10 protein-coding genes are annotated in these 10,734 nt (G+C 65.8%); all 10 read left to right on the top strand.

Going from position 1 to position 10,734, the window contains the following annotated elements; translation table 11 throughout:
• Positions 1-16 precede the first annotated feature (16 nt).
• The gene (locus tag BLP88_RS18415) at positions 17-1,012 is read left to right on the top strand and encodes a sugar phosphate isomerase/epimerase family protein (RefSeq protein ID WP_074591636.1); all 996 of its coding nucleotides are present in this window, start codon (positions 17-19) and stop codon (positions 1,010-1,012) included.
• 151 nt (positions 1,013-1,163) lie between these two features.
• On the top strand, positions 1,164-2,258 hold the full coding sequence (locus tag BLP88_RS18410) for a LacI family DNA-binding transcriptional regulator (protein ID WP_074591634.1): 1,095 nt from the start codon (positions 1,164-1,166) through the stop codon (positions 2,256-2,258).
• Positions 2,259-2,504: 246 nt separating this feature from the next.
• The gene (locus BLP88_RS18405; protein ID WP_074591632.1) at positions 2,505-3,596 is read left to right on the top strand and encodes a Gfo/Idh/MocA family protein; all 1,092 of its coding nucleotides are present in this window, start codon (positions 2,505-2,507) and stop codon (positions 3,594-3,596) included.
• Positions 3,593-4,393 (top strand): hypothetical protein, encoded by an 801-nt coding sequence (locus BLP88_RS18400; protein ID WP_074591630.1) that lies wholly within the window; start codon positions 3,593-3,595, stop codon positions 4,391-4,393. Before BLP88_RS18405 ends, BLP88_RS18400 begins: the two co-directional genes overlap by 4 nt.
• A gap of 122 nt (positions 4,394-4,515) precedes the next feature.
• Entirely contained in the window at positions 4,516-5,838 is a 1,323-nt protein-coding gene (locus tag BLP88_RS18395; protein ID WP_074591628.1) for an ABC transporter substrate-binding protein, read from the top strand.
• Between the two features lie 15 nt (positions 5,839-5,853).
• A complete protein-coding gene (locus BLP88_RS18390; RefSeq protein ID WP_074591626.1) occupies positions 5,854-6,816 on the top strand; it encodes a carbohydrate ABC transporter permease in 963 nt (320 codons plus the stop codon).
• On the top strand, positions 6,816-7,709 hold the full coding sequence (locus tag BLP88_RS18385; protein ID WP_074591624.1) for a carbohydrate ABC transporter permease: 894 nt from the start codon (positions 6,816-6,818) through the stop codon (positions 7,707-7,709). Before BLP88_RS18390 ends, BLP88_RS18385 begins: the two co-directional genes overlap by 1 nt.
• Positions 7,710-7,770: 61 nt before the next feature.
• Positions 7,771-8,532: a sugar phosphate isomerase/epimerase family protein gene (locus tag BLP88_RS18380; protein WP_074591622.1), complete on the top strand. Its 762-nt coding sequence runs from the start codon at positions 7,771-7,773 to the stop codon at positions 8,530-8,532.
• Positions 8,529-9,650 carry a Gfo/Idh/MocA family protein gene (locus BLP88_RS18375; RefSeq protein WP_074591620.1) on the top strand — a complete coding sequence of 374 codons (1,122 nt, stop codon included), beginning with the start codon at positions 8,529-8,531 and terminating at the stop codon, positions 9,648-9,650. The genes BLP88_RS18380 and BLP88_RS18375 overlap by 4 nt, the downstream gene beginning before the upstream one ends.
• Before the next feature lie 20 nt (positions 9,651-9,670).
• Positions 9,671-10,734 (top strand): Gfo/Idh/MocA family protein (locus BLP88_RS18370; protein ID WP_074591618.1); only part of this gene is annotated, 1,064 nt, incomplete at its 3' end.

The following is a 10,734-nucleotide window of genomic DNA, read 5'->3' as shown; positions in this document are numbered from 1 at the left end:
GCGAAGGAGCCTGACCATGGCCCGCCCCTACACCCTCTTCACCGGCCAGTGGGCCGACCTGCCCCTCGAAGACGTCGCCAAGCTGGCCTCAGGCTGGGGCTACGACGGCCTGGAAATCGCCGTCTCCGGCAACCACCTGGACGCCTGGCGCTGGGACGAACCCGGCTACATCGACTCCAAACTCGAACTCCTGGACAAATACAACCTCAAAGTCTGGGCCATCTCCAACCACCTCAAAGGCCAAGCCGTCTGCGATGACCCCATCGACTTCCGCCACCAAGCCATCGTCGGCACCCGCGTCTGGGGCGACGGGAACCCCGAAGGCGTCCGCCAGCGCGCCGCCGAAGAAATGAAACACACCGCCCGCCTCGCCCGCGCCCTCGGCGTGGACACCGTCGTCGGGTTCACCGGCTCCTCCATCTGGCAATACCTCGCCATGTTCCCGCCCGTCCCCGAAAAAACCATCGACGCCGGCTACCAGGACTTCGCCGACCGCTGGAACCCCATCCTGGACGTCTTCGACGAGAACGGCATCCGCTTCGCCCACGAAGTCCACCCCTCCGAAATCGCCTACGACTACTGGACCACCGTCCGCACCCTCGAAGCCATCGGCCACCGCGAAGCCTTCGGCCTGAACTGGGACCCCTCCCACATGATGTGGCAAGGCATCGACCCCGTCTCCTTCATCTGGGACTTCAAAGACCGCATCTACCACGTCGACTGCAAAGACACCAAGCTCCGCCAAACCGGCCGCAACACCGTCCTCGGCTCCCACCTGCCCTGGGGCGACCCCCGCCGCGGCTGGGACTTCGTCTCCGCCGGCCGCGGCGACGTCCCCTGGGAAGCCTCCTTCCGCGCCCTCACCGCCATCGGCTACACCGGCCCCATCAGCATCGAATGGGAAGACCCCGGCATGGACCGCCTCCACGGCGCCCCCGAAGCCCTCGCCAACCTCAAAAAATACGACTACCCCGCCCCGCAAACCAGCTTCGACGCCGCCTTCCAGCAGTAACCCTCTGCGCGAACGTACAGTTGAGGCCCTGTTTTCCAGGATTCCGGGGCCTCAACTGTACGTTCGCGCCGCCGGATGCGGTCCCTAATAAGCCCGGCCGGTATTCGTGGAATGCTTGGACCACACGGGTTTTCAGGGGAAAGGAACAAGCGTGGCCAAGCGCCCCACGGTCTATGACGTCGCCGCACGGGCGGGCGTCTCGATCGCCACGGTGTCCTTTACGTTCAGCCAGCCCCACAAGGTCCGGCCAGCCACGCGGGAGGCCGTCGAAGAGGCAGCGCGGGCGCTCGGCTACCTTCCCAGTGCCAGCGCCCGGGGGCTGGCCAGCGGCAAGACCGGTGCCATCGGGTTGTTTTCCTTCGCCTATTACGCCCGCGAGCGTGGTTTGCAGCCGGATTCACAGACGCCTTTCGGGGACGAGGCCAACGAAGACTTCCGCATGTTTCCGCTCTACCATGACGAGGTTCAGCGGGGCGTCCAGGTGGAGTGCTGGCGGCGCGGCTATGTCCTGATGGTCGGTGACGCCAAGGGCGCTGCCGGCGAAGCCGACCTCGCCGGAATCGCGGGCCGGGTGGATGGCCTGGCCGTGTTCCCCAATACCGTGCCGGACGATGTCCTGATGCGGATTTCCCGGCGCATCCCCGTGGTGGAACTGTCCATTCCGATCAACAACACCGGCCTGCACGGCGTCTCGGTGGACAACGAAGGCGGAATGGCCGAGCTGACCGGACACCTGGTTGAGGTCCACGGCCTGCGGGACATCGCTTTCGTGGGCCCCAAGGGGTTCCCGGACAAGGAACACCGCTTCAGCGGGTACGCCGGCGCCATGGTCGCGGCGGGCCTTCCCCTTCGCACGGTGGACACCGCCCCCATCGGCCACCTCGCGGATTTCGCCGCCTCCACCGTCGCGGAGTTCGTGGCTGCCGGAAAACTTCCCCAGGCGCTCGTCTGCTCCACCGACGAAGAAGCCCTCGCCTACATGGACGCCCTGGCCGCTGCCGGCATCGATGTGCCCGGGCAGATCGCGGTCACCGGTTTCGACGGCCTGGTGGCCGGCTTGGTGAACCGACCATCCCTCACCACCGTGCGCCAGCCGCTGGTGGAACTTGGCCGCGCCGGCGCCTCGATCCTGATCGACCAGGTGGCCAAGCCGGGCAAGGGAGCAGTGACCCGCCAGCTTCCGGTCAAGCTGATGATCCGCGAAAGCTGCGGCTGCCAGGCACAGCCGGGAAACCAGGTCCGCTAACAGCCCGACGACGGCGCCCGCCGGCCAGGCGGCCGCCTCCCCAGCCGCTTCGGCTGCTCAGCCCTGCCCGCCGAAAAACGACCTGGCTCACCCCTGCCCGGCCGTCTCTCTTCCGATTAATGCCAGCGAAGTTCAAACTTTTGACACTTTTTTGGCGAAAGGTGTTGCCAAGGTCACATCTACGCGCTTTGATTGGTACTGCTCAGCGATTAAAGCGCATAGATTTCGCACACAAGGAGGTGGAGCATGACCGCCAACCACGCTGTAGAACGAACCCTCGGAGTCGGCATCCTCGGCGCCGGCCCCGTTACCCAGGCAATCCACCTGCCACCACTCGCCCGGCTCCGCAACCTGCTGACCGTCCGCCACATCATGGACGTCGACGCCGCCGTTGCCGAGTCCGTCGCCGCCCGGGTCGGCGCCACCCACAGCACCAGCATCGAAGCACTCCTGGGCGACCCTGAGGTGGACGTCGTCGCCATTTGCAGCCCGCACCAATTCCACGCAGAACAAGTCATCGCCGCCTGCCGGGCCGGCAAGAAGGCCGTTCTGTGCGAGAAGCCGTTCGCCTGGAACGCGGAAGAAGCCGCGGAAATCTCGGCTGTCAGCCAGGAAACCCGCGTGCCGATCATCGTCGGCGCCATGCACACCTTCGATCCCGGCTGGCTGGCCGCCGAAGCCAACTGGGGCGACCTCCCCGAGACAGCACACACTATCCGCTCCTCGATCGTCCTCCCACCCAATGCCCGCTTTGAGGACTTCGCCACGGAGATCATCACCCGCCCGGCGTCCGGCACGCCCGACTACACCGACGCCGAGGTCATCAAGGGCATGCTGCGCGGAGGCATCATGGGCCTGGCCATTCATGACCTCCCGCTGGTCCGCCGCTTCACCCCGGACTTCGCCCTGGTGGAAGTGCTCGAAGCCCGCATCGTCCGCCCGTTCGGCTACATCATCTCGCTGCGCACGCCGACCCGGACCATCGAATTGCGCGCCGCCATGAACAACACGTGGAAGCCGGAATGGAGCTTCGAAGCCTTCTCCGACGACGCCGCCGTCCGCATCGACTTCACCCCCTCCTACGTGCAGGCGGGATCGGCCACCGCCACATTCAGCCGCGCCGGGGAAACAACCGTGCACGGACCCTTCGACCACAACGGCTACGAGGGCGAGTGGCGGGAACTGGCCGCCCTCGCTGCGTGGGCAAAGCAGCCGCCGTCCCCCCAGAACCTGATCGACGACCTCACCTTCGCCTTGGACATCGCCGAAGCCACCGCGGCCGCCGTCGACGCCGATCACAAAGTCGGGCAGCCCGTCCGCGAAGGAGCGCACGCATGAGCCCGCAGTACACCGTCCACGCGACGCCGGAGGCCCGGGACGCCGGAGCCGTCGACTTAGCTGTCGCCTCCCTTCCGGCGTCGTTCGGCCCCGCAGAGGCCGGGTCCGCAGCGGACGTCGCAGTCCTCCCGGGACAACCCGGGTGGACTGCCGAAGCAGCCAGGGCGATCGACGGCGGTGCCCGCGGCATCGTCGTGGTGAATCCCGCACCGGAAAGCGTCAGCGACCTCCTGGAGGCAGCGGAAACCAACGGCAGCGCCGTCGTCCTCGACCAGCGCTGGGCCTCGAACCCCGCTGTCCCGGGCGCCGAGGACGCAGTCCGGGCCATGGCCGGCCGCGCCGCCGTCCTCGACTCGGTCGCCACGGCTCCGGCGGGCACCGGCTCCGGTGAGTTGCTGGCCGACCACCTTGCCGCCGTCGTGCGCTTGACCGGGCACCTTGAGAATCTTCGCGTCGTGGCAAGCGGAGCGCACGGCTACACCGTGTCCGGGCGGCTCGCCAACGGCGCGCCGGCGGCGCTGCAGGGGGTCCTCAGCAGCGCGCGTCCCGCCGGCGTCAGCATCAGCATGTTGACCGACGACGGCGGCGTCAACGTCACGCTTCCTGACCCCTTGGCAGCGTGGCCGGCAACGGTCAAGGCCACGGGCCCGCAGGGCGAACTCCTCCTTCCGACGCTGTACGAATCCGCCCACCGCGCCACCTGGCGCCGGCTCAAGGAACACCTCGACGCCGGCACCTCACCTTCCGACTTGCATCGCTTCGCGGCGCTGACGGCATCCCTGTCCGCCCTCTCCTGATTCGCCATCCCAACCCCATCCACAGCAGTACCAGTCATTCACAGCATTTGCCCTACTCAACGCTGAGCTGGACCGGCACATCCGCGCAGGAAAGCCTGCAGCCGGTCCCGAAAGGAATCATCATGAATGTTCAGTCCGCAGAAAACCGTTCCTTCTCCCGCCGTGGCTTCCTCGGCCTGACGGCCGCTGCCGCTTCAGTTCCGCTTCTGGCCGCGTGCGGTGGCGGTTCCGCATCCCAGGGCGGAGGCGGTGCGGGCGGCAGCATCAAGTTCTGGGACATGCCGTGGGCAACCCCTGCCTACAACGACGCCGCCAAGGGCATTGCGGAAGGCTTTTCCGGCGCCAAGGGTGGCAAGGCCAGCTACCAGATCATCCAGTGGGCAAACTTCTACCAGACGTTCTCGTCAGCCATTGCGTCCAAGACCGGTCCCGCGGTGTCCACCGGTGGCGGTTTCCAGGCATTCCAGTTCGAACAGCAGGGCCAGATCGCGTACGCGGACAAGGTCATCGAGAAGCTCAAGTCCAACGGGCAGTTCGACGACTTCCTCCCGGGCGTCCTCGACCCCTTCAAGTCGGACAAAGGCTACGTCGCCGTTCCGTGGCAGCTGGACATGCGCGTGTTCTGGTACCGCAAGTCCCTCTTCGAGAAGGCAAACGTGGCGCTGCCCACGGACTGGCCCTCGCTCCTTGAAGCCGGCAAGGCCCTGAAGAAGATCGGCGCTGTCGGCTTCGCCACTGGCGCCGGGACGGGCAACAACTACGCCAACCACTCGATGATCATGATGATGGTGAACAACGGGGGCGGTGTCTTCAACAAGGACGGCGAACTGGACCTGCTCAACGACCGCAACGTCGAGGCCATGGAGTTTGTCCTGGAACTCGTTTCCAACGGCATCGTGGACCCCGCGGCTGTCAGCTACACCACTGACAACATGTCCGCGCAATGGAAGGACGGCAAGGCCGGGTTCGGCCTCTTCCAGGTCAACGTCCCGCAGCGGGTGGGTGACACGTCCGGAGACCTGCTCGTTGCCGACCCAATCAAGGGACCGCACGGCGACAAGGCGACCATCGTCTTCCCCAACAACATCATGATGTACACCAACACCCCGTCCCAGGAGGCTTCCGAGGACTTCCTGGTGTACTACCTGGGCCAGCTCAAGCAGCTGTGGCAGAAGAAACTGATGTCCGCCCTCCCCGTCTTCAAATCCATCACCGAGATTCCCGAATTCGCGGACGATCCCAACAACGTCAAGATCGTCAAGGACTGGCAGCCCATCGCCAAGACCTTCGCTTCCCAGGGCAACACCCTGAATGCAAACCTCGCAGCACTCGACGGCGGCCAGGCGCTGAACCAGTTCAGCCAGTCGATTATCACCGGAAAGGCCGACGCCAAGACCGCGCTGCAAACCTTCCAGTCCGGCCTCGAGTCCGTCCTGAAGAAGTAGGGACGGGAACCGGACATGTCCAGCACCACAGCAGAGTCCGGCCTGGCCCGGGCCCGCCGGGGAGTTGCCCCCGGCGGGTCGGGGACCGCCCCCGGCAAGCGCAAGAGCAAACTGTCAGCCCAGGCCACCAGGACCTTCTTCTGGCTTCTGCTTCCCTCCGTGATCCTCCTGGTATTGATCCACGGCTATCCCTTGATCGAGGCCGCCATCCAGGCCACCCACGACGGCAACCTCCTGCAGACCGGGAACTTCGTGGGCGGCGAGAACTTCGCCACCGTGTTGTCCTCGGCCGCATTCTGGAAAGCTGCACAGTTCACCCTGTGGTTCACCATTGTGGGCGTCTTCGGTTCCTGGCTGGTGGGACTGGGCCTGGCGCTCCTGCTCCGCACCAAGATCCCGGCCGGCAACACCTTCAAGGTCCTGCTGCTCCTGCCGTGGGTGGTCCCGATCGTGGTCTCGTCCACCGCCTGGAACTGGCTCGTGGCTACCCCGGACAGCTTGATTCCTTCGATCTTCCGCAACCTCGGACTCGGCACCCCGCTGTTCCTGGCCGATCCGACGCTCGCCGCAGTCACCGTGATGATGTTCAAGGTCTGGGTGTCCTTCCCGTTCATGATGATGATGACCTCCGCAGCACTGGCCTCCGTGGACAACACTGTGTACGAGGCCGCGAGCATGGACGGAGCCAGCCGCTGGCAGCAGTTCACCCAGATCACCCTGCCGCTGATCGCCCGCTCCACCTATATTTCGTGGATTCTCATGACGATCTTCTGCGTCAATGACTTCCCCACCATCTACCTGCTCACCGGAGGCGGACCGGTCAACGCCACCACCTCCCTGGTGGTCCTGGCCTACCGCACCGTCTTCCAGGACTTCGCCACCGGCCCCGGCGTCGCCATCGCCTTCCTCATGACCATGACCCTCGTGGTCATATCCGTCATCCTCTACCGCCAGATCCGAAAGTCGAGCGTCGAATAATGAGCGCAGTTCTCCACGCCCACCCGGAATCGGGCCCGGCCCTCGGCATCGCCGAAACCGGCAAGACCCGCAAGGTTCTCTCTGAAGCAGGCATGCGCGGACGGTGGTGGCGGTTCGTCCTGATCCTCGTCATCACTGCCATCGTCCTGGTGCCCATCATGGTCACCGTCCTCCTGGCGTTCACGCCGGGTCCCAACAGCACCACTTCCGGCCTGACATTCGAAAACATCAGCAACGTCTTCTCCAAGACCCTCGCCGGCACCTGGCTGCAGAACAGCCTCATCACAACCCTCGCAACCGTAGTGGTCTCCGTTGCCGTCGCGGCTCCCGCTGGGTACGTGCTCTCCCGCGGCCGCAGCAAAGCCGTTTCCGGCTACTCGCTGTTGCTGTTCGTGATGCAGTCCCTGCCCATCATCACGTCCGTGGTCCCGCTGTTCATCCTGTTCGCGGGCATGGGACTCGTGGACAACCTCCTGGGCATCACCATCATCTACGTCGGCTCCACCATGACGGTTGCGACCTGGATGATGGCCGCCTATTTCGACTCGATCCCGATCAGCCTTGAGGAAGCCTCGTGGATTGATGGCTGCTCGGTCTTCGGTTCCTTCACCAAGGTGGTCCTCCGCAACTCCCTGCCGGGCGTACTCTCCACCGCGATCTTCGCCTTCCTCCTGGCCTGGAACGACTACCTCGTGGCGATCGTGTTCCTGCGCTCCAACGAGATCTTCACCCTGCCCATGGGCGTCCAGTCCTTCTTCCAGCAGAACGCCACCGACTGGACCTCCGTCATGGCACTGGCCGTCGTGATGATGCTCCCGCCGATCATCGTTTTCGCCACCCTCAACAAGTACTTCAGCGTCGGTGGCATCGGTGGCTCCCTGGCCGGCCGCTAGGCCTCCCCAGCACCGCACCAGAAGCGTAACGTCAAGAAAAAACCACCCAGTAAGGAATCCCATGTCGTACTCACTCCAGCTGTACACCCTCCGCAACGCCATCCAGGAGGATCTGCCTGGAACCATCAGGAAGGTCGCAGAGATCGGCTTCACGCAGGTGGAGCCGTACAACTTCGTGGCGTTGGCCCCGGAACTCGGCGCGGCCCTTAAGGAAAACGGACTGACCGCGCCCTCCGGCCACGCACCGCTGCTTTCGGCCGACCAGGACGAGATCTTCGCGGCCGCAAAGGAACTGGGCATCACCACGGTGATCGATCCCTATCTCCCGGCCGAACACTGGCAGTCCCCCGAAGACATCCAGGCCACTGCCGCGAAGCTCAACGCAGCGGCCAGGAAGGGCGCCGAATACGGCATCCGCGTGGGCTACCACAACCACGCGTGGGAGCTCGAGTCCACCATCGAGGGCACCACCGCGTTGGAGTACTTCGAGACCCTCCTGGACCCCGAACTCGTCCTGGAGGTAGACACCTACTGGGCTGCGGTGGGCGGCCAGGACCCCGTGGAACTGCTGGCCCGTCTGGGCGGCCGCGTGAAGTTCATCCACATCAAGGACGGCCCCGCCACCACCGACACCAAGGCCCAGCAGCCCGCCGGCCAGGGCACCATCCCGGTACTGGACGTCATCGCCGCTGCCACGTCCCTCGAGGTCGGAGTGGTGGAATTCGATGACTACTCCGGTGACATCTTCCAGGGCATCACGGAAAGCCTGGACTACCTGAACGCCGCCGCAGCAGGCGCCGCATCGGAAGGAGCCAAGGCATGAGCTTTGCACCTTCCACCAAGAAAGGTCCCGTTGGCGTCGCAGTCATCGGCGCGGGCAACATCAGCAAGCAGTACCTGGACAACCTCACTACGTTCCCGGATCTGAAGGTCCACGTGATCGCGGACCTGTTCGTTGAGGCCGCCGAGGCACGGGCCAAGGAGTACGGAATTCCCGAGTTTGGCACGCCGGAGCTGGCGCTGAACCATCCCGACGTCGAGCTCATCGTGAACCTGACCATCCCCGCAGCGCACGTCGAGGTGGCCACAGCCGCAGTCCATGCCGGCAAGCACGTCTGGACGGAAAAGCCGTTCTCGCTCGACCGTGAGTCCGGGCTCGGCCTGCTCAAGGCCGCCGACGCCGCGGGCATCCGCCTCGGCACCGCACCGGACACCTTCCTCGGTGCGGGCCTGCAGACCGCGCGCCGGATCATCGAACGCGGCGACATCGGTACCCCGCTGACCGGCATGACCACGTTCCAGACCCCCGGCCCGGAATCCTGGCACCCGAACCCGGCCTTCCTGTTCCAGCATGGCGCGGGTCCCCTGTTCGACATGGGCCCGTACTACCTCACGGCCCTGGTCCAGACCTTCGGTTCGGTCCGCAAGGTGGCCGCCGTCGGCTCCTCCGCGAAAGCGACCCGCATCATCGGTTCCGGTCCCAAGGCAGGGGAGGAATTCGCCGTCGAGGTCCCCACGCACGTCTCCGCGATGGCACAGTTCGAAGGCGGGCAGTCCTCCCACAGCGTTTTCAGCTTCGAGTCCCCGCGCCTGCGCATGGGTTTTGTGGAGATCACCGGGTCCGAGGCCACCCTGTCCTTGCCGGACCCGAACTACTTCGACGGCGACCTCAAGCTCTGGCGTCCCGGCGCGGAAGAACCCGAGATCATCCCCGCCACCGGTCCGGCCAACGGCCGCGGCATGGGAGCCCTGGACATGGCCCGTGCCATCCGCGCCGGCGTGCCGCACCGCGCCACCGGCGATCTCGCCTACCACGTGCTGGACACCATGGTCTCGATCTCCGAGTCCGTGGAGTCGGGATCATTCGTGGACGTCACCAGCAACGCACCCGTTTCGGCCGCCGTCCCCGAGGACTGGGCGCCGCAAACCGCCACCCTCTAAGAAGCCTGAGGAATCGAAACATGACCACTCCCGCCCACACTGACCAGAGCCTCGGTTCGCAGCAGCGCCCGTTGGGGGTGGCTGTGATTGGTTATGCCTTCATGGGGAAGGCGCATTCGAATGCGTGGCGGAACGTGGGCGCTTTCTTCGGGGTCCCGGCCTTTGAGCGGAAGGTGCTCGTGGGCCGGGACGCGGAACTGGTGGCAGAGGCCGCAGCGAGGTACGGGTGGGCCGAGTCGGCCACGGACTGGCGTTCGGTGATCGGCCGGGACGACATCGACATCATCGATATCTGCGCCCCGGGGTGGATGCACGCCGAGATCGCGGTCGCCGCCCTCGCCGCGGGCAAGCACGTGCTCGTGGAGAAGCCGCTGGCGAACACCCTGGCCGAAGCCGAAGCGATGGTTGCCGCCGCTGTTGCTGCCCGGGCCCGCGGGGTGCAGTCCATGATCGGCTTCAACTACCGCCGGGTCCCGGCCCTGGCCCTCGCCCGCGAACTCATCGACGAGGGCCGGCTCGGCACCGTCCGGCACATCCGCGCCGCCTACCTGCAGGACTGGCTCTCCGACGCCCAATCCCCGATGACCTGGCGCCTGCGCAAGGACACCGCCGGGTCCGGGGCCCTGGGCGACATCGCTTCCCACGCCATCGACCAGGTCCTCTACCTCCTCGGCGACACCGTCACCGAGGTGTCCGGCCGCCTCCACACCTTCGTCACCACCCGCCCCGGCCCCGATGGTCCGGCAAGCGGGCTGGAAGAGGTCACGGTCGACGACGCCGCCTGGGCCACCCTGACCCTGGCCTCCGGAGCCATCGCCTCCGTGGAAGCCTCCCGCGTCGCCACCGGGCGGAAGAACAGCCTCACACTCGAAATCTACGGCGACAAAGGCACCATCCTGTTCGACCTCGAGGCCCTGAACGAGCTCGGCTTCCTGGACGCCACCGTTCCGGTCCGCGAACAGGGCTTCCGCCGCATCCTCGTCAACGAACCCGACCACCCCTACATGGACGCCTGGTGGCCCCAAGGCCATGTGATCGGCTGGGAACACACCTTCACCCACCAAATCCGCGACTTCCTGCACGC

It is taken from the genome of Arthrobacter cupressi (genome assembly GCF_900099975.1).
Lineage (GTDB): Bacteria > Actinomycetota > Actinomycetes > Actinomycetales > Micrococcaceae > Arthrobacter > Arthrobacter cupressi.
Note: the sequence above shows the minus strand (reverse complement) of the source record. Positions and strands in the feature narration are given on the sequence as shown.